At 62.5% G+C, this 18195-nt stretch carries 16 protein-coding genes and 1 pseudogene; 4 read left to right on the forward strand and 13 right to left on the reverse strand.

Features of this window, described 5'->3' with window-relative positions; all coding sequences use genetic code 11:
* Positions 1–12 precede the first annotated feature (12 nt).
* From LRP30_RS13720 to LRP30_RS13730, 3 genes and pseudogenes are all read right to left on the reverse strand, one after another.
* Positions 13–1065, reverse strand: a complete 1053-nt coding sequence (locus LRP30_RS13720) for a restriction endonuclease subunit S (RefSeq protein ID WP_249760670.1) — start codon at positions 1063–1065, stop codon at positions 13–15.
* Entirely contained in the window at positions 1062–1868 is an 807-nt protein-coding gene (locus LRP30_RS13725; RefSeq protein WP_249761998.1) for a hypothetical protein, read from the reverse strand. Before LRP30_RS13725 ends, LRP30_RS13720 begins: the two co-directional genes overlap by 4 nt.
* Before the next feature lie 65 nt (positions 1869–1933).
* Positions 1934–3214, reverse strand: a pseudogene (locus LRP30_RS13730) (class I SAM-dependent DNA methyltransferase); the annotation flags it as partial.
* Between the two features lie 460 nt (positions 3215–3674).
* Between LRP30_RS13730 and LRP30_RS13735 the strand changes: the two are divergent.
* Together LRP30_RS13735 and LRP30_RS13740 are read left to right on the forward strand one after the other, a co-directional pair.
* Positions 3675–4448: a hypothetical protein gene (locus LRP30_RS13735; protein ID WP_249760671.1), complete on the forward strand. Its 774-nt coding sequence runs from the start codon at positions 3675–3677 to the stop codon at positions 4446–4448.
* The gene (locus LRP30_RS13740; protein WP_249760672.1) at positions 4445–4720 is read left to right on the forward strand and encodes a hypothetical protein; all 276 of its coding nucleotides are present in this window, start codon (positions 4445–4447) and stop codon (positions 4718–4720) included. The genes LRP30_RS13735 and LRP30_RS13740 overlap by 4 nt, the downstream gene beginning before the upstream one ends.
* Positions 4721–4810: 90 nt before the next feature.
* Here the strand turns inward: LRP30_RS13740 and LRP30_RS13745 are convergent, their stop codons facing one another.
* From LRP30_RS13745 to LRP30_RS13775, 7 genes are all read right to left on the reverse strand, one after another.
* Positions 4811–5128 carry a hypothetical protein gene (locus tag LRP30_RS13745; RefSeq protein WP_249760673.1) on the reverse strand — a complete coding sequence of 106 codons (318 nt, stop codon included), beginning with the start codon at positions 5126–5128 and terminating at the stop codon, positions 4811–4813.
* Positions 5125–5622, reverse strand: coding sequence for a hypothetical protein (locus LRP30_RS13750; RefSeq protein WP_249760674.1), 498 nt, complete (start codon positions 5620–5622; stop codon positions 5125–5127). Before LRP30_RS13750 ends, LRP30_RS13745 begins: the two co-directional genes overlap by 4 nt.
* 40 nt (positions 5623–5662) lie before the next feature.
* Positions 5663–5872 carry a hypothetical protein gene (locus LRP30_RS13755; RefSeq protein ID WP_249760675.1) on the reverse strand — a complete coding sequence of 70 codons (210 nt, stop codon included), beginning with the start codon at positions 5870–5872 and terminating at the stop codon, positions 5663–5665.
* An 81-nt stretch (positions 5873–5953) separates the two neighbouring features.
* Entirely contained in the window at positions 5954–6355 is a 402-nt protein-coding gene (locus LRP30_RS13760; protein WP_249760676.1) for a helix-turn-helix transcriptional regulator, read from the reverse strand.
* 108 nt (positions 6356–6463) lie between these two features.
* Entirely contained in the window at positions 6464–6766 is a 303-nt protein-coding gene (locus LRP30_RS13765; RefSeq protein ID WP_249760677.1) for a helix-turn-helix domain-containing protein, read from the reverse strand.
* Positions 6756–7469 (reverse strand): hypothetical protein, encoded by a 714-nt coding sequence (locus LRP30_RS13770; RefSeq protein WP_249760678.1) that lies wholly within the window; start codon positions 7467–7469, stop codon positions 6756–6758. The genes LRP30_RS13765 and LRP30_RS13770 overlap by 11 nt, the downstream gene beginning before the upstream one ends.
* An 852-nt stretch (positions 7470–8321) precedes the next feature.
* Positions 8322–9578, reverse strand: coding sequence for a site-specific integrase (locus tag LRP30_RS13775; RefSeq protein ID WP_249760679.1), 1257 nt, complete (start codon positions 9576–9578; stop codon positions 8322–8324).
* A 283-nt stretch (positions 9579–9861) separates the two neighbouring features.
* On the opposite strand from LRP30_RS13775, the gene LRP30_RS13780 reads away from it, so the two are divergent.
* Both LRP30_RS13780 and LRP30_RS13785 read left to right on the forward strand, forming a co-directional pair.
* Complete coding sequence (locus LRP30_RS13780) at positions 9862–11322, forward strand: ATP-binding protein (RefSeq protein WP_128934924.1); 1461 nt, start codon at positions 9862–9864, stop codon at positions 11320–11322.
* Positions 11319–14291: a bifunctional [glutamine synthetase] adenylyltransferase/[glutamine synthetase]-adenylyl-L-tyrosine phosphorylase gene (locus tag LRP30_RS13785; RefSeq protein ID WP_249760680.1), complete on the forward strand. Its 2973-nt coding sequence runs from the start codon at positions 11319–11321 to the stop codon at positions 14289–14291. Before LRP30_RS13780 ends, LRP30_RS13785 begins: the two co-directional genes overlap by 4 nt.
* On the opposite strand, the gene LRP30_RS13790 is transcribed toward LRP30_RS13785, so the two are convergent.
* The 3 genes from LRP30_RS13790 to fdhF are packed head-to-tail and all read right to left on the reverse strand — an operon-like array spanning position 14266 to position 18194.
* Positions 14266–14499, reverse strand: a complete 234-nt coding sequence (locus LRP30_RS13790) for a formate dehydrogenase subunit delta (RefSeq protein WP_164934545.1) — start codon at positions 14497–14499, stop codon at positions 14266–14268. The genes LRP30_RS13785 and LRP30_RS13790 overlap by 26 nt on opposite strands.
* Positions 14489–15316: a formate dehydrogenase accessory sulfurtransferase FdhD gene (fdhD, locus tag LRP30_RS13795; RefSeq protein WP_249760681.1), complete on the reverse strand. Its 828-nt coding sequence runs from the start codon at positions 15314–15316 to the stop codon at positions 14489–14491. The genes LRP30_RS13790 and fdhD overlap by 11 nt, the downstream gene beginning before the upstream one ends.
* Before the next feature lie 4 nt (positions 15317–15320).
* Positions 15321–18194, reverse strand: a complete 2874-nt coding sequence (gene fdhF, locus LRP30_RS13800; RefSeq protein ID WP_249760682.1) for a formate dehydrogenase subunit alpha — start codon at positions 18192–18194, stop codon at positions 15321–15323.
* Between the last annotated feature and the right edge of the window lies 1 nt (position 18195).

Genomic DNA, 18195 nt, shown 5'->3' on the forward strand with positions numbered 1-18195 from the left:
GATCCCCGGCTTTCATACTGTGATCTCGCCATTCATGAGCCGCGGGAGAAGCAGGTCGCGCGCCTGGGCGAGTTTCGAGTTATAGTTTTCTAGGGTCGTTCGTTGGACGAACATCGGCTCAACGGCTTCATTAAACAATTGACGCAAGCGTGGGGTAGGACAGATCAGCTCGCGGCTATAAGCGAACTCCCGGTTAAGGCCCGGAACCCCGGCGTCCGTATTCTGAAATCCGGCTGACGGAAGTGCAAGGTAAAGCCAGAAATCAGCCTGTCCCTTTGAAATGAAATAGACAGTATCGATCGGCCAGAAGTTAGTCGGGGCCCAATAGATGCTGCCGACATTTCCTTTTCTACCGATAACGATAGTCGGTCCCTCGACAAGCGCAACTTGGTGTGAGCCGACAACGCCACTGGAGCCGTATACCGGAAACGTCCCTTCCAGCCGGTTCTCTTCCTTGAGCGCTTTTCCGTAGTTGAGGACGGCAATCTGTCCAAATGGCCGGCGCTCCCATCCCTCAGGGAGGCCGTCGATGATCTTGACGTGTTCGTGGCCAGGGAAGCGGAAACGGACGAACCATTCGCGGTAGAGCATCCTCCCGACTTCTTCCAACAGTGCAATTCGCCTGCGGTTATTCTCGATAAGGTCGTCATAAGCAGAGAGGACTGATACGATCCTCTCCTGAAGTTGCCGGTCAGGCGCCCGCACTTTCAGCAAGTGCAGCACGTTTCGGTCAACGCCAGGCACGGCCGCCTTCTCTGACTGATAATTTTTCAGCGTGTTTCTTAAGAGATAGGCCGCGAAGCGTGGATTGTTGCCCTTGAAATCAACGACATACAAAGCTGTGTTCAGTGGCCAATAGGGCTCTTCCAAGAAGAAAACTTCGCCAATTGTTCCGTATCGACCCGTCACAACGCCGGGTGGTTCTGCCTTTGCGACGTTGTGCCGCCCGGTTATGCCGGAGGACGAAACTATGGGAATTGGCCCGTCGACACGAAGTCGCTCTGGCAGGTCATGTCCACGCTGAAGCTTAACGACATCGCCGAGGGTGCAGTTTTGCCAGCTCACGCTCCCAGCTCCTCAAAGCTCTTAGCAATTCGCGCGGCTAGTTCAGCAGCCTCCTCGTTCAGTCCCTTGAGATCGATGTGAATCGCGCGTAGCACCTCCTCGAAGTCGAAGTCTTCATCTTCTTCCTCGGGTGCCACCCCGACATAGCGTCCAGGCGTCAGACTCCAGTCATGCGCCTGGATCGTCGCCCGATCGATAAGCTTAACCAGACCTTCCACGTCGCGCAGCTCCGCCTCAGGAAAGCGCTCCTGAAGCCAATCGGCCTGCCGCACGAAGTACCGCGGCAACCGCAGCGCCTCGACTACATTGGAGCGCGCCGCCTCCAACGCCCTTCGTGCCCTGTTCACGTCGGCGTTGTCCCATGCCTCTGAATCTCGCGCATCGAGCTCCTTCACGGCGATGTCGATCACGCGACCAGCGAGCTTCGCCACGAGGTCGATCTGCTTGGTCAGGTCGCGGCATCGGTCCACCAGCGGGTGCAGGGCAAGGCGCGCCGCATTGAGACCGATATTGTCGCGGTCAGCAGCCGGCCAAGCGGCCGCTTGCACTGCCGTCTCTTTGCCGAAAGTCCCGAAATCCTCCGCCAAAGTTCTGCAAGTGCCGGTTAGTTCGGCCCACGGCTCCGCGAGCGGATCGTTCTCCCGCTTGAGGTTGGCGAAGGGGGCAGTCAGGGCGATAAGCTTGCCGAGCGCCTGCTCGAAAGTAGCGAGCGGCTCGGTTGCCGCCTGGCCGCTCTTGATCGCCTGCGCCAGATAGGATTCGACGAGCTTGAGGAAGCGTCCAGCTGACCGCGATAGAGCCAAATGATGGCGGCGATGTTCTTCTGCTGCTCCGGGCTGAAATCGTAAACTGAGCGCGACACTTTGCGGAAGATGTTGCGCGCATCGAGCATCAGCACATGGTTGGCCCTTGCCTCGTCCTTCTCTTTCGCGCGATCGAGAAACCAGAGCTGGCAGGGCACCGTGCGGGTATAGAAGAAGTTACCGCGGATATCGATCATCACGTCGACCGCGCCGGTCTCGACCATCTTCTGCCGTACGGTTGCCTCGCCGCTTCCAGCACTCGATGCCTGCGAGGACATCACGACGCCAGCGCGACCGGTCTCGTTCAGGTAACTGTAGAAATAGGAAAGCCAGAGATAATTCGCGTTCGAGACTTTCTTCGCCTTGTTGACGCCGGGCAGGCCAAACGGCAAGCGCTTGTCGCCCTTAATCTTGTCTGCGTCCACTTCGTCCACGTTAAACGGCGGATTGGCCATCACGAAATCACACTTGCCGGCAAGCTCGTGCGGGTCCTTGTAGTAGGTGATGGCCTCATTTCCGGCCTGGATCGAGCCTTCGAGGCCGTGAACGGCGAGGTTGATCTGCGCAAGCCTGGCGGTCGTCTCGTTCTTCTCATGGCCGTAGAAGGTCACGCGTTTCATCGTGTCCAAGCCTTCGTCTTCGATGAAGTGGCTCGATTGCACGAACATGCCACCCGAGCCACAGGCTGGATCGAGAATGATCCCGTGATCCGGCTCGATGACGTTGACGATGGTCTGCACGATCGATGGCGGTGTGAAGAACTCGCCATTGTCGTGCGCGCCCTGCTTGGAGAACTCGGCCAGAAAGTATTCGTAGATGCGGCCGAAAACGTCGCCGGAGGCTTTACGCAGGCCTTCCGAGTCGAACATGCGCATCATGTCTTCCAACACGCCGCCATCGAAACGCGCGTAATCCTTTGGTAGTTGGCCGGCGAGCGGCGGGAAGGCGGCTTCGATCGCTTCCATGGCGGCATTGAGCGCCGCGCCGAGATTCCCGCCCTTCGGCGTCTTCAGAATCACGTCGAACAGTGCGCTTTCTGGCAGGTTCAGCGCGCGACGGCGAGTAAAGTCGGCGTCGACCAGCGGCCGCTCCGGCATCTTGCCGGAGGCCTTGTCGGCCTCGATCGAGGCCTTCGCTTGATAGAACCGGTTCGTCGCGTGGCGTAGGAAGATCAGCCCCATGATGGGCATGAAATACTCGTTTGACGCCAGATTGGAGTTGGCCCGCAGATTGTCAGCGATCTTCCAGAGCCCGGCTTCAAATCTTTCGAGTCCTTCCAAATGATCGCCGGCCAACGCGCCTGATCTGATCTTCGGAGGGATCGGGTCCCTTACACTAGCGTCCATCTCTCAGCTTGCCTCCTAAGGTTCCCGACGATTATATCGCGCGCGCCTTGGTTGCAAAGCCGTCGACGCCCGGTGTTTTACTAGCAGATCGTCTTGGTCTTGGATAATTGCCTAGCGGCAGCAAGGGATGAGAACTTAACCGAATCGATACGCTGGACGTAGAGACTCGGGGCGATCCAGCGCTACTTCTCGATCTAGCTGAAGAAAAACTCTCGTCCGCCGACGTGCCGGAACTCGAAGTTCCCGACGTACCAGCCGCCGAAATCCGCGAAGTGATGATGGAGGCTCGGCTGGTCCGGAATGACGCTCGTTTCCGAGCCGCGGGCACAATTCAAACGGGGGACATCTCGGGGTAGCAACTTACCGCTGCTGTTGCTCGCCAAAGTTGTCAACGGCGATGAGCAGCGCTTACAATATTGAGGTGATTTGGGGCGCTCGCATGCGCCGGGGGGATTCAGGAATGCCGGAAGTGGAGGACACGCAGCCGACCGCTGCGCTAGCGCGGATCGAAAAGCTGCTCGCGCTCCCGGTCAGGTCCGAAGAGATCTTCGAAAAAGTGGACCTTAGTGATTGGGACTGGGCCGCCGTTCGCATTTATCTGCCGCAGCCGGATATCCAATCGGCGATCACGCCGCCGTTTATGGAAGCATTTCTTGTCCTTCAAAAGCAGATCTATCAACTGGCAGCAGTCGCCAAAACCGGATTTGCGGACGTCGCACAGCTCAATGATGCCGAGCGAGACGAGTTGCTTCTAAACGTCGTCGTCACGGGTGGCAGCTCAAACTATGTGACGGAGCTGAAGAAGCCATTGGAGTCGCTACTCAAGCGGATGGTCGGCAAGATGACGGGCAAACAAATTGCCATAGTGACCGTGTGCCTCGGTACGCTCATAGCGTCACCTTGGGCGTTCAAGGCGTGGCTGGATCAAACCAAGGAAATCAAAATCGAGGAGCTAAAGAGCAAGGAGCATCTTGCCTCTCTCGATGCCATCCACTTCGCCACTGAAGAGGAAAGAAAAACACTCAACCGCGTTTTGGAGATTCTCGAAAATCAAGGCGAAGTCGGCAAGCGCGCACTGGAGGTGGTTAGTCAGACCAACGACGCGCTCTTGAGGGCTGCAGCGAGCAATCCGAAGACCATCATCAATCATGTTGAGGTCACGAGCACGGAAGCTGAACTTCTGCGAACGCCGGCCCGGAAGAGGGCCCAACAAAGGGCATCCAGCAGGAGGTGAAGGTCGTCGCCATCAACACGACCGACCCACTGGATCTTCAGATCGTGCTGCTCGACCCTTCGACGCAGGCTCAGCACAGGATGAAGTTCAAGGACGACCTGTTCGCCGGAGAGAGCAGGCACAAGCTTTTCGAAGCGCTCGAAAAGCGGTCCTTGCTCTGGGTTGAATTGGCCATCAAGGAAATCGACGGAGAGGCTCGCTCGGTCCAGCTGCTCAGGACCGTCGACCGGCCGGCTGGCCTCACTGCCGAAATCGACGACCAAGAAGAGTGATGGCGGGCGGGTTCTGCCCCGCGAGGATCGGCCGCATTTGCTGAACGAGCGCGTCCGATTGCCGGAGCCTCTCTCGCATTTCCCCGCCGATCATTTCGGCTCGATCCCGTAGCGACGCAGGATTTCGTTTCGGCGGACGATTTCGGGCCATAGCTCTGTCTCCGATGGAACGAAGGAATTGTCTTTGCGCACCAGCAGGCCGAGCAGCGTAATGACTTGCTCGTGCGCAAGCGCAAGCGAACTGACCAGATCGTCCCGCTCGGCAGTCGCATCGGAAAGCACGTCGCGGGCTTTGCGGATCGCGATTTGCTGCCGCCTTGCGAGCGCGACGCTGGGGTTCTCTTGCCGGAACGCATGCTGATCGATGATCCGAGCGGAGCGGGCAATGGCGTCGTCGGTTTCGATCATGGCGGCAACAGCGGTTGAGCGCGGGCAATGTATCGGTCCAGCATGGCGAGCGCCTCAGGCCCGTCCTTTTCCGCCTCGGCGCGAAACAGCGGCAGGCCGGCCCCGATCGAGTGGTCGACTTCGGCGCGGGTAGCGCGGCGGCCTTCGGCCCACCACGTCACCGACGTGGGATCGCCGAGACGGAAGAGGGCGCCGTTTCCATCGCGCATCGCGCGGAATTCCTTCGTCACCCAAATGCAGATGGCGCCAGGATTGCGCTTGATCATCATCCCGCACGGCTCTCGGTGGCCCACCGGCATGTTCTTTTCGTTCCGCCGCATGCGCGGGTTGGAAAGGAAGGGGCAGGCGCGCACCGAGTATTCGGCGCATTCGAGATGCGATGGCGGCTCGGCGATCGTGCGATTGATCGCGCACATGGAGCCGATCGGGAACGCCTTGTATTGGCCGAGCGGCTGGCCGCAAACCCAACAGAGAGAGCGCTTGACCGCCTGCACCAGCTTGTCAGGGCCGATGACGCGAAAATCCGGCTTGCCGTCAATCCATGCGACGAACCACGGGACCGGAAAGCCCGTCTCCGAGATCGGAAGCCGCTTGATCCGGTCGACCATGGGCATCGACCAGATCGTCTGATTGAGCTTCGTTTTGTCCATATACCTGCACCTCCAAAATCGCATCCGCGATGCAGATGCGTCTTGGCCGGTGCTGCGGCAGGTATCTGGTGCGATTGCCGCCGATATCGTTCATTTTCGTTCCCACCCATCTTCCGTCGCCCGGCAGCCCGCCAGCCAGTGCTTTCGCGCTGGCCGGGGGCTGTCGATCATTTCGTTAGTCGGGGAATGCCTCTGCGAGAGTGCGGGCAAGCGCGATGACGCTGCGCCGCAATTCCGGATTGCCGACCCGCATCATGGCCGTGATGATATCGTGGCCGTCTTTCGATGCAGCGAATTCCATGTGGGGCGTGAGTTTCGCGTCGCCTTTCGCCGCGCCGGTAAAGAGCGAGATGTCGCAATCGAGCGCGGTAGCGATTTCACTGAGCCGCGCCACGCTGACCCGGTTGACGCCTTTCTCGTATTTCTGGATTTGCTGGAAGCTGACCCCGAGCCGGTCGCCTAGCTCGCTCTGGCTGATTCCGATCTCCTTGCGGCGCGTGCGGATCATGATGCCGAGCGAGCGATCGGCACTGCCGGCGCTGCGCACTTTCGGCTTGGTAGTTCTACCCCGTCCCATTGGTTACTTGCTCCTTCCGTCGAATTTGCCGTGGCCGTTTGCATAGGCGTTGCGTTTAGCGGCGCGCTCCTTCTTTTTCGCGAGCAAGGCCCGGTAAGCCTTTCGTTCCTAGCGCGCCTTCGGGATTTCGCTCGCGTAGTCTGGTCGGTCATCGCGGACCAAATCGTATTTGTAGCCGAGCGCGCCGGCCATCTTGGCGAACGTGGCGTGCTGCGGCCGCCGCGTCTTGCCGCCAAACATATTGCTGACCGTCGATCCGGAGAGGCCGGCAAGCACAGCGAGATCCGCCTCCTTGATCCGATCTCTTTGATAGAGCGTCCGGAAGCGATCGATCTCCGGGTCCTTATCGATGAAATTATAAGATCGGGTCAGCCATAGCGTCCCCGAGTTGTGGCCGATCCTATTGGGCATTGGTCATTTCTCCTTGCGATTCGCCATTGAGTTTTGTCGCCGGCTTTTTCGCCGCCAGCTTTTTCACCACCTCGTATTCGCCCGATCCGGCGGCGCCCGATCGCTTGATGATCTTTGTGTGGATCAACTTGTCGAGGATCGGGCTGACCGATACCTCGTTGCGCCCTTGCTCGCGGAATAGCTCGCGCAACTGCGCGGTGGTGAAGGTTTTGCGCCCGGCGATGAACCGCTCGATCTCCTCGCGGTGCGTGCGCTCATATTTCGGCTCGGCCGCTTTGGCCGGGGGCGGCTCGATCGCGGCGACATCGGCGCGCTGATAATTGCCGCCGTCCAGCTTGCGCACGTTGCCGGCGTCGGCAAGCTTCTTCACCGCATAATAGGCCGATGATGGGGTGCGGTTATCCGCCTTGAAGTGCGCCACCAGATCGGTCAGCGCGAATGTCGGATTAGCTTCGAGCCACGCCAGGGCGAATGCCTCGGCATTGACCGCGCGCGGTGCATTCCGATTGAAGGTCGGAACATCGGTGATCAGTTCAAAGCCGATGTTCGTTAGGCCCATGCGCGAGAGTTGGGCGATGATCGGGCCCATATCGGCGGCCTCGGCCTCGCAGATGATCCGAAACCGATCGGTGGGGGGTGGTGTTGATTGCTTTGCCATGTTCGCCTTTCTCCGGCTCGCTGATGGTCGCCGCCGCTCGACCACCGAGCGCCGTAACGACTTCCTCAAAGGAATGAGTGCGATTGAGCGAGAGGCCGCTGTCGATCTCGTCCCATTGGCGGGCTGGATCGAAGGGCGTTGCGAACACCGTGATGGCGTCTCGCTCATTGAAGCGGATTAAGGCGGCGATCCCGTTCTTGGCGCGACGGTAAAGCCAGCGGCGCAAAGCTGGGTCGTGATGGGCGTGCGATCCCTTTTTGAATTTTGTGAATTTGCAGAGCGCGCCCGCACTTTTGCTCAATGAGCCAGCTGGCAACAGTGTGCAGCAAAGCTGACAATCCCCGCACCGCCGCATGGGGTTATGTCCTTTCACATACGCATTTTTATTGGGCGCGCGCGGGGTTGATCCCTGCTGCTGCGCCGTGCCGGTTATTCCCGGTTCGTGCTTTGCATCCCTAATAATAAAGCTGGTCGGGGGCCACACGGTCCGCGCGCATAGCCCTATGCCGGATAAGCTTTCCACATGCGGAACCTTTTGCACTGATCCCGTTCAGGATTGTGCTTTAGGTATTCGCGCGGACATGCAACCAACGGTTAGAAATTCGCGACCGGCGGGGAACACATACGCATCCTCGGCCCGCACAACGCGGTCAGTCGGGGGCTTCCCGTCGAAACTTGACCCGCTCTCCATCCCGGAGAGCGGGTTCTTTTTTCGTCCTATGACACCGTCGAGCCTGAGCGCGCGGCCCTAATCGGTATTGGGCGCGCTGAGCGCATGAGTGGCATGATTGGCCGGGCGGCATCGGCACGCGGATCGCTGACCATCTACAGCCCGGGTAAATGCAAAGCCGCCCGGATGGGGCGGCCCGCTCTCCTTTCGCTCGGCTGGGCAAGCGATCATGCGACAAGCCGGAGTTTGGGTTTGCTCTTTTTCGGCTGGTCCGCTTTCGGCTTGCGGATCGGCTTCACATAGTCGGCCCATGCCTGCAATGCATCGCGCCGCCGATCGATCATGTCGCTATCCCAATAGGACAGCTCGGCCTCGTCGCCGACGCGATGCGAGAGGCAAAATTCCAGAACCTCGCGCCGGAAATTGTGCTCCCGGCTATCGGCACCCCAATTGCGGAAGGTCGAGCGCATGCCATGCATGGTGGCGGCAAAGCCGCAGCGCTTGATGCAATAGAGCAGCGCGTTTGGGAAGAACGGCTGGTGCTCGCCGGCATGGTAGTGGTCCGACGGAAAAACGTAGCGGCCCGTGCGTGGCATCGATTGGATGATGGCGAGGGCCTGCTCGGAGAGCGGCACCAGATGCGGCTTCGGCTCGCCTTCGCCCTTGACCTTCATTTTCTCCGCCGGGATCAGCCATGTCTTTTTCTTGAAGTCGAGTTCGGTCCATTCCATCAAGCGGATTTCCTGGCTGCGGGTGACGGTCAGGATGCCGACCTCGACGCATCGCCCGACGGTGCCGGTCTCGTAGCGCAGCGCAGTCATGAGCGCGGGCGCCTTGGCGTAGGGCACCGAGGCGTGCGGCTTTTTCTTGTTGAGCTTGCGCGCCGACGGCAAAACTAGTTTGAGGTTGCCGCGCCATGCCGCAGGGTTTTCGCCCGTGCGCAATTTTTCCACTTTCGCGGCATCGAGCAGCTTCTCAATCCGCTGCCGCGTCCGATCGGCGCTGATCGGCTTTTCCCACCAGATCGGCTTGAGCGCCTCGATGACGTGCGGGGTATCGATCGCGTGCAGTGTGAGCGCGTGCAGCGAGGGCACATCGCGGATCGATCGTTGCCAAGCCAGTTCCTCATCCTTGTGCTTGCCGACGCACCAGCCCGGGTATTTTTCCTCGGCATATTCCTTGAAGGTTTTGCCGCCGGTTTGCGCCAAGCGCTTTTTGGTGCGCGGATCGGCGCCGTCCCGCTTCAGCGCGACGCGATATTCGCGGGCCGCATCCCGGGCCTCACTCAATGACATTTCGCCCGGCCTGCCGCTGGGCCGATCGACGACCTTGGCGAACTCCATCGCCGCCCGCTTGCCGGTCAAATCGGTAAACCGGAACTGCCAGATGCGGTCGCCGCTCTCCCGGACCAGTAGGTAAAGGCCGCCGCCGTCGGCATAGGCGCCGGATTGCTTGGAGTTAATTTCTTTCGGATTGAGTTTCATTCTACAGTCCCTAGCTTACCGCTGCCGTTACGGATCATCGCGCCTTGACGGTAGGGGGAGGGGAATTCCCCACTGTTCGGCTGCTATTACCGAGCCGGATCATTTGGAAGACCGGAAGGGCCGGAATTGCCGAATTATTACCAGTTTGCCGCCGCGTGATGACGAAATGGGACGATAGCCGCTGATGCGGAATGCAGTCAAGGCATTGATAGATATGGAGAAATTTGGCGAATGACGATGCCTGACGATAGCGGACGCGGCCGGCCCAATGGATACATGATCCGTGACGGCATTCGGTAAACTCGTCCGCACCACGGCGTTCCGGCTGACGCTGGTCTATCTGCTGCTGTTCGCGATGTTCGCGGCTTCGCTGCTCGGCTATTTCGCCTGGAATACGCGCCGGCTCATCACCGAAGAGATCACGGAGACGGTCAATTCCGAGACCTCGGAGATCAACGAGATCTACGGGCGCCGCGGTATGTTCATCCTCGTGCGCACGATCGAGTATCGGGCGCTGCGGCCGGGCGCCAACCTCTATCTCGTGACGACGCCGACAGGGCAGGCGATCGCCGGCAATGTCGGCTCGCTCGCGCCCGGCGTGATGGCGACGCGCGGCTGGTCGGAGACCGCCTATCGGCGGATCGAGGATGCCGACGAGCGCGATCATCGCGCGCTCGTTCGCGTCACCGAATTGGAGAACGGCTTCCGTCTCCTGATCGGCCGCGACCTCGACGAGCGGCGGCGGCTGTTCGGCATCGTCGCCAAGGCCGCGCAATGGTCGATCCTGATCGTCGTGGTGCTCGGCCTCGGCGGCGGCATCTTCGTAGCGCGACGTGTCTTGACGCGCATCGACGCGATGAGCGGTACGGCGCATCGCATCATGATCGGCGATCTCAGTGAGCGCCTGCCGGTAGGGCGCAGCGGCGACGAGCTCGACCGCCTCGCCGAAAACCTCAACGCCATGCTGGAGCGGATCGAGGCGCTGATGGCGGGGCTGAAGGAAGTCTCCGACAATATCGCACACGACCTCAAGACGCCGCTGACGCGCTTGCGCAACCGCGCTGAGGAAGCCCTGGCGAAATCGGGCTGCGAGGCCGATTACCGCGCCGCGCTGGAGCGCACCATCGAGGAGTCCGACGGGCTGATCCGCACCTTCAACGCGCTCTTGATGATCGCGCGTGCCGAGTCCGGGCAGGCGCGCGGCAACATGGACGATTTCGACGCCGCCGAGGTCGCGGGTGGCATCCATGAGCTCTATGAGCCGCTTGCCGAAGATGACGGCATGACCCTGAAGGTCAAGGCCGAGCCGACGCCGGTTCACGCCAATCGCGAACTGATCAGCCAGGCGCTCGCCAATCTCGTCGAGAACGCGATCAAATACGGCAAGCCGGCGGCTCAGGCCGCGGGAACCGTGGTCAGCATGGACGCCAGGCAAATCACGATCGAGGCGAGGCGCGAAGGCGACCAGGTGCTGCTCAGCGTCACCGACCGTGGTCCGGGGATACCCGAAGCGGATCGCAAGCACGTCGTCGAGCGATTCGTGCGGCTGGAGGCCAGCCGCACGCTGCCCGGCTCCGGCCTCGGCCTCAGCCTCGCCTCGGCGGTTGCGACATTGCACGGCGGCGAATTGCGCTTGGGCGATGCCCATCCCGGTCTCGTCGCCACGCTGGTGCTGCCGGCGCGCGCGGGCGCCGGCGACAGGGTTGCTCCGCCAATACAGGATGTGCCACAGAAGGTGGCATGAACCACTCCGCGCCGGGAAACGCGGACAAGCATGGTAAGAGCCTCGCGGCACGCTTCGTGGAGGCTCCCTATGTTGCCGCTTCCACAACCGACGAAAGACGTTTTGGGAATTGGCTGGCCGAGCTCGAGCCGGCGCAATCGGCCCGTCTCGAATCCCTGCTGGTTCAACCCTTCGCTCGGGATATTTTGACCGGCATCGCGGAATTCTCGCCCTATCTGTTCGATCTGGTGCGCGCCGATCCCCTGCGCCTGATCCGGTTGCTCGAATGCGATCCGGATGTGCATCTGGCGGCGCTGATGGCGGAGGCAAGGGGCGCGGTGCTCGCGGCGCCGGATGAGCCCAAGGTGATGCGCCTGCTTCGCCGGATGAAGGCGGAGGCAGCGCTGCTGACCGCGCTATGCGATATCGGCGGCGTCTGGCCGGTGATGCGGGTGACGTCGGCGCTGACTGATGTCGCGGTGTTCTCGGTCCAGGCGGCGCTCCAATACCTGCTGCGACAGGAAGCCGCACGCGGCAAGCTCTCACCGCCCGATCCCGAGGCGCCCGAACAAGGCTGCGGGCTGATCGTGCTCGCGATGGGCAAGATGGGCGCGGGCGAGCTGAACTATTCCAGCGACATCGATCTCATCGTGTTCTTCGATCCCGATGCGACGACGCTTGCGCCCGATATCGAGCCGCAGCCGTTCTTCGTCCGCGTGACGCAAGGCATGGCGCGCATCCTCCAGCAGCGCACCTATGACGGTTACGTGTTCCGCGTCGATCTGCGCCTGCGGCCAGATCCGTCCTCGACGCAGGTGGCGATCTCCCGCGACGCTGCGCTGAACTATTACGAGCGGGAAGGGCGCACCTGGGAACGCGCCGCGATGATCAAAGCGCGCGCCTGCGCCGGCGATCCCAAGGCAGGCGAGGCTTTGCTGGCCGAGATCGCGCCCTTTGTCTGGCGCAAGCATCTCGACTTCGCCGCGCTCGCCGACGTGCACGACATGAAGCGGCAGATGCAGACCTATCGCGGCCAGAGCGAGGTCGCCGTCGAAGGCCACAACGTCAAGGTCGGGCGCGGCGGCATCCGCGAGATCGAGTTCTTCGCGCAGACGCAGCAGTTGATCGCCGGCGGCCGCCATCCGGAATTGCGGGTGCGGCCGACACTCAAAGCGCTCGATGTGCTCGCCTCCAGCAACTGGATCACCTTTGCGGCGCGCGACGAGCTTACCGCGGCTTACGAATTCCTGCGCCGGGTCGAGCACCGTCTCCAGATGATCGCCGACGAGCAGACCCATACGCTGCCCGAGGACAAGGAAGCCGTCGAGCGTTTCGCCTGGTTCTTCGGCTATCCGGATCGGGAGGCGTTTGCCCGTGATCTGCTGCGCCAGCTCGAGATCGTGCAGGGCCATTACGAAAAACTGTTCGAGGGCGACGATCCGACTGGGACAGACAAACTGCTGCCGATGCTCGACTACAGTGCCGGTCCCGACGATCCGCGCCTGCTTCAGCACCTGGTGACGCTCGGCTTCAAGAAGCCGGCCGCCGTCGCGCAGACGGTGCGCGACTGGATCACCGGCGATTATCGCGTGTTTCGCAATGAGGCGACGCGCAGCGCCTTCATCGAATTCGTGCCGGCCCTAATCGACGGTCTCGCGCATGCCGAGGAATCGGATCGCGCGGTGGTGGCGTTCGATCAGTTCCTGGGGGCGCTCCAACGAGGTGGCCGGCTGATCACGCTGCTCGGCCAGAACCGTGAGCTCGTCGCGCTGGTGGCGCTGGTGCTGGGCGCGGCGCCCCGGCTCGGCGAGATGCTGGCGCGGCAGCCGCAGCTCATGGACGGTCTGATCGATCCGCGCTTCTTCGGCGCCATGCCCGACAGGCTGGAATTGTCGGGACGGCTTGCGACGACTGTGCAGGACGCGGGCTCATACGAGGAGTTCCTCGATCGCCTGCGCCTGTTCGGGCAGGAGAGCCTGTTCCTGATCGGCACGCGCATCCTGTCAGGCACGGTCTCGGCGCAGCAAGCGAGCACCGCTTTTGCCGACGTCGCCGAAGGCATCGTCCACACCGTGCATGGGCTTGTCGCCGATCGCTTTGCCGCCCAGCATGGCCGCATCAGGGATCAGCATACCGCGATCATCGCGATGGGCCGGCTCGGCAGCCGCGAGATGACCGCCTCGTCCGATCTTGATCTGATCCTGCTCTACGATTTCGACAGCGACAATCCGGACTCCGACGGGGCGAAATCGCTGCAGGGGGCCCACTATTTCGCTCGATTCACCCAGCGCCTGATCAGCGCCTTCACGACGCGCACCAATTACGGCGTGCTCTACGAGATCGACATGCGGCTGCGTCCGTCGGGGCGTGCCGGCCCCGTGGCCTCGAGCCTCACTTCGTTCGCGGACTACCAGGCCAACGAGGCCTGGACCTGGGAGCACATGGCTCTGACGCGCGCCCGCGTGGTGTCGGCGTCGCCCGAATTCCGCGAACGGATCGAACGCGTCATCCGCGATGTTCTGACCCGCCGCCGCGATCCCGCAATCACCACCCACGACGTTGCCGACATGCGGCGCGCGATTGCCCAGGAGAAGGGCGAGGCCGATTGCTGGGATCTCAAACATGCCGCCGGCGGCATGGTCGACATCGATTTCATCGCACAATACCTCCAGCTCGTGCATGCCCACGACAAGCCGGAGATCCTCGACGTCAGCACCCTGCAGGTACTGGAAAATGCATGCAGGCTTGGCGTGCTCGCGCAATCGGAGACCGAGATATTGCGTGCCGCGGCGCGGCTCTATCACGACCTCACGCAGATCTTGCGGCTTTGCGTCAGCGAGCGCTTCAAGCCGGAAACCGCCGGCACCGACCTCCTGCGCGTGATGGCGCGCGCTGGCGACGCGCCGGACTTCTCGTCGCTGGAGGCGCGTGTGAAGGAAACGCAGAGCGAGGTGCGGCGCGTGTTCAGGGCGCTGCTGGAAGGGTTGTAGTTTGCTTCAGCGAGGTGAGGGCCTCGCGCACGTTTGGCTCGAGCCCCACTCCACCCGCATCGAGATGGACGAAGATCGCGCGCTTCATGCGGGGATCCCAGAACTTCTTGATGTGTTCGGCAATGCCAGGCACGGCCTTGTCATGGCCCTGGCTCTGGAAGAACTTGCCGATCTGGTTGGCCATGTAGATCAAGCGGTCAGGCGACATCGGCAACCTCCGTGGCATGGCGGGCGACGACCCGGTCACCATGCGAAAACACTTCGAACCCGTCCTGGCGGGCAATGGCAATCAGTGTGATGCCGGCGGCTTCTGCCGTGCGTACCGCGAGCGCGGTCGGCGCGGACACGGCGACCATCACGGGGGCGCCGATCGCGGCCGTCTTCTGCACCATCTCCACCGAGACGCGGCTCGTCAGCAGCACCATGCCGCCGCGCGCATCCGTGCGGCTGCGCGCTAGCGCCCCGGCGAGCTTGTCGAGTGCGTTGTGGCGGCCGACATCCTCGCGCAGCGCGACGATGTTGCCGGCAGGGGACCAGAACGCGGCGGCGTGAACGGCACGGGTTTGCAGATTGATCGATTGCAGGGGCGCGATGGCCTGCATCGCCGCCATGATTTCGTCCGGCGTGAAGCTCTGCCCCTGCGGCACCACGGCCGCCGGCCGCACCGCCTCGGCAATGGACTCGATGCCGCAGATGCCGCAGCCGGTCGGGCCCGCGATGTGGCGCCGACGCTCGCTGATACGCGCGGAGTCTTCCGATGCCAGCCACATGCGCAGCTCGATGCCGTCGTCGAGGCGGACCACTTCGAGCGAGCGAATGTCGTCGACCGATCCGACGACGCCTTCGCTCACGCTGAAGCCGACCGCAAAATCTTCCAGATTCTGCGGTGTCCCCATCATGACGGCGTAGGTGCCGCCGTTGTAGGTCAGCGCCAGCGGCGTCTCCTCCGGGATCAGCCGCGCCCCTTCGGACGCGGCACCGTCGCGCCAGCTGTTGCGGTCGATGGCCTGGACCGGCACGTGCATCCCTCTACTCCGCAGCCTCGGCCGGCACGATGCGGCGGGACTGCCGCGCCTGCGCGTCATAAGCCTTCTGCCAGTCCGACGGGCCGTTCGAGGGCGAGACCTGCACCGCCGTGACCTTGTATTCGGGACAGTTGGTGGCCCAGTCTGAATAGTCGGTGGTGATGACGTTGGCCTGCGTGTCCGGGTGGTGGAACGTAGTGTAGACGACGCCCGGTGCGACGCGGTCGGTGATCTCGGCGCGCAGCGTGGTCTCGCCGGCGCGGCTCTTTAGCCGTACCCAGTCGCCGTCGCGCACGCCGCGCTGCTCGGCATCGTGCGGATGGATCTCGAGGCGATCCTCGGCATGCCAGACCACGTTGTCGGTGCGCCGGGTCTGCGCGCCGACATTGTACTGGCTGAGGATGCGGCCCGTGGTGAGCAGCAGCGGATAGCGCGGGCCGGTGCGCTCGTCGGTCGCGACATATTCGGTGACGACGAACTTGCCCTTGCCGCGGACGAAGCCGTCGATATGCATCACCGGCGTGCCCTCCGGCGCCTTCTCGTTGCAGGGCCACTGCACCGAACCGAGCTCGTCGAGCTTGGCGTAGGAGACACCGGCGAAGGTCGGGGTCAGCGCCGCGATCTCGTCCATGATCTCGGAGGGATGGCTGTAGCTCATCTCGAAACCCATCGCCCTGGCAAGGCCGATGGTGACCTCCCAATCGGCCATGCCGTTCTTCGGGGTCATCACCTTGCGCACGCGCTGGATGCGGCGCTCGGCGTTGGTGAAGGTGCCGTCCTTCTCCAGGAAGCCCGAGCCGGGCAGGAAGACGTGCGCGTAGTTCGCGGTCTCATTCAGGAAGAGATCATGGACGATGACGCATTCCATCGCCGACAGTGCCGCCACCACGTGCGAGGTGTTGGGATCGGACTGGAGGATGTCCTCGCCCTGCACGTAGATCCCCATGAACGTGCCTTCGACTGCGGCATCGAACATGTTGGGGATGCGCAGGCCCGGCTCCGGGTTGAGCTTGACGTTCCACAGCGCCTCGAACTGGTCGCGCACGGCATCGCCGGAGATGTGGCGGTAACCGGGCAGCTCGTGCGGGAACGAGCCCATGTCGCAGGAGCCTTGCACGTTGTTCTGGCCGCGCAGCGGGTTCACGCCGACGCCGGGACGGCCAATATTGCCTGTCGCCATCGCGAGGTTGGCGATCGCGATCACGGTGGTCGAGCCCTGGCTGTGCTCGGTGACCCCGAGCCCGTAATAGATCGCGCCGTTGCCGCCGGTGGCGTAGATGCGGGCAGCCTCGCGCAGCGCCTTGGGATCGACACCGGTGAGGATCGCGGTCGCCTCCGGGCTGTTCTTGGGCTGCGCGACGAAGGCGGCCCATTCCTCGAACTCGCTCCAGTCGCAGCGCTCGCGCACGAAGGCTTCATTGACGAGGCCTTCGCTGACGATGACATGCGCCAGCGCGGTCATGACGGCGACATTGGTGCCTGGCATCAAGGGCAGGTGCAGCGCCTTCACATGCGGCGATTCCACCATCTCGGTGCGGCGCGGATCGATCACGATCAGCTTGGCGCCCTGGCGCAGCCGCTTCTTCAGCCGCGAGGCGAACACCGGGTGAGCCGAGGCGGGGTTGGCGCCGATGATGAGCACGACATCGGTGTCTTCCACGGAGTCGAAGTCTTGCGTGCCGGCGGAGGTGCCGAAGGTGGTGGCGAGGCCGTAGCCGGTCGGGGAGTGACAGACGCGGGCGCAGGTATCGACATTGTTGTTGCCGAAGCCGGCGCGGATCAGCTTCTGCACCAGATAGGTTTCCTCGTTGGTGCAGCGCGACGAGGTGATGCCGCCGATAGCGTCGCGGCCGTACTTCTTCTGGATGCCGCGCATCTTCGCGGCGGCGAACGAGAATGCCTCGTCCCACGACACTTCGCGCCAGGGATCCTCGATCCGCTCGCGGATCATGGGCTTGAGAATGCGCTCCTTGTGGTTGGTGTAGCCCCAGGCGAAGCGGCCCTTGACGCAGGAATGGCCGCGATTGGCCTTGCCGTCCTTGTACGGCACCATGCGCACGACCTCTTCGCCGCGCATCTCGGCCTTGAAGGCGCAGCCGACACCGCAATAGGCGCAGGTGGTGACGACGGAGTGCTCGGGCTGGCCGATCTCGATCACCGACTTCTCGGTCAGCGTCGCGGTCGGGCAGGCTTGCACGCAGGCGCCGCAGGAGACGCATTCGGAACCGAGGAAGCTCTCGCTCATGCCCGGCGAGACGCGGCTGTCGAAGCCGCGACCCGAGATCGTCAGCGCGAAGGTGCCTTGCACCTCCTCGCAGGCGCGGACGCAGCGCGAGCAGACGATGCACTTGGAAGGATCGTAGGTGAAGTACGGGTTGGACTCGTCCTTCGGCATCCAGTGGTCGTTGGTGCAGCCATCCGTCTTGGCGAAGACGTGGTTCTCGCCCTCATAGCCGTAGCGCACGTCGCGCAGGCCGACCGCGCCGGCCATGTCCTGCAATTCGCAATCGCCATTGGCGCCGCAGGTGAGGCAGTCGAGCGGATGGTCGGAGATGTAGAGCTCCATCACGCCCTTGCGCAGCTGCTTCAGCCGCTCGGTCTGGGTGTGCACGACGAGGCCGTTCATCACGGGCGTGGTGCAGGAGGCCGGCGTGCCGGCGCGCCCCTCGATCTCGACCAGGCAGAGACGGCAGGAGCCGAACGCGTCGACCATGTCGGTGGCGCAGAGTTTGGGAATCTGGTGGCCGGCTTCCATCGCCGCGCGCATGATCGAGGTGCCCTCGGGCACCGAGATCTGGTTGCCGTCGATGGTCAGTGTCACCATCGATTCCGATTTCGAACGCGGCGTGCCGAAGTCGATTTCTTCGATCAGAGACATT

Origin of the sequence: Bradyrhizobium sp. C-145 (assembly GCF_023375135.1) — a bacterium.
Lineage (GTDB): Bacteria > Pseudomonadota > Alphaproteobacteria > Rhizobiales > Xanthobacteraceae > Bradyrhizobium > Bradyrhizobium zhanjiangense.

What these genes read in the sequence shown, in the direction of transcription:
- LRP30_RS13735 (WP_249760671.1), top strand. Translation starts at nt 3,675, where the DNA reads ATGCCGGAAGTGGAGGACACGCAGCCGACCGCTGCGCTAGCGCGGATC.
- LRP30_RS13745 (WP_249760673.1), bottom strand. Translation starts at nt 5,128, where the DNA reads ATGATCGAAACCGACGACGCCATTGCCCGCTCCGCTCGGATCATCGAT.
- LRP30_RS13755 (WP_249760675.1), bottom strand. Translation starts at nt 5,872, where the DNA reads ATGAACGATATCGGCGGCAATCGCACCAGATACCTGCCGCAGCACCGG.
- LRP30_RS13760 (WP_249760676.1), bottom strand. Translation starts at nt 6,355, where the DNA reads ATGGGACGGGGTAGAACTACCAAGCCGAAAGTGCGCAGCGCCGGCAGT.
- LRP30_RS13765 (WP_249760677.1), bottom strand. Translation starts at nt 6,766, where the DNA reads ATGCCCAATAGGATCGGCCACAACTCGGGGACGCTATGGCTGACCCGA.
- LRP30_RS13775 (WP_249760679.1), bottom strand. Translation starts at nt 9,578, where the DNA reads ATGAAACTCAATCCGAAAGAAATTAACTCCAAGCAATCCGGCGCCTAT.
- LRP30_RS13785 (WP_249760680.1), top strand. Translation starts at nt 11,319, where the DNA reads ATGAACCACTCCGCGCCGGGAAACGCGGACAAGCATGGTAAGAGCCTC.
- LRP30_RS13790 (WP_164934545.1), bottom strand. Translation starts at nt 14,499, where the DNA reads ATGTCGCCTGACCGCTTGATCTACATGGCCAACCAGATCGGCAAGTTC.
- fdhD (WP_249760681.1), bottom strand. Translation starts at nt 15,316, where the DNA reads ATGCACGTGCCGGTCCAGGCCATCGACCGCAACAGCTGGCGCGACGGT.
- fdhF (WP_249760682.1), bottom strand. Translation starts at nt 18,194, where the DNA reads ATGTCTCTGATCGAAGAAATCGACTTCGGCACGCCGCGTTCGAAATCG.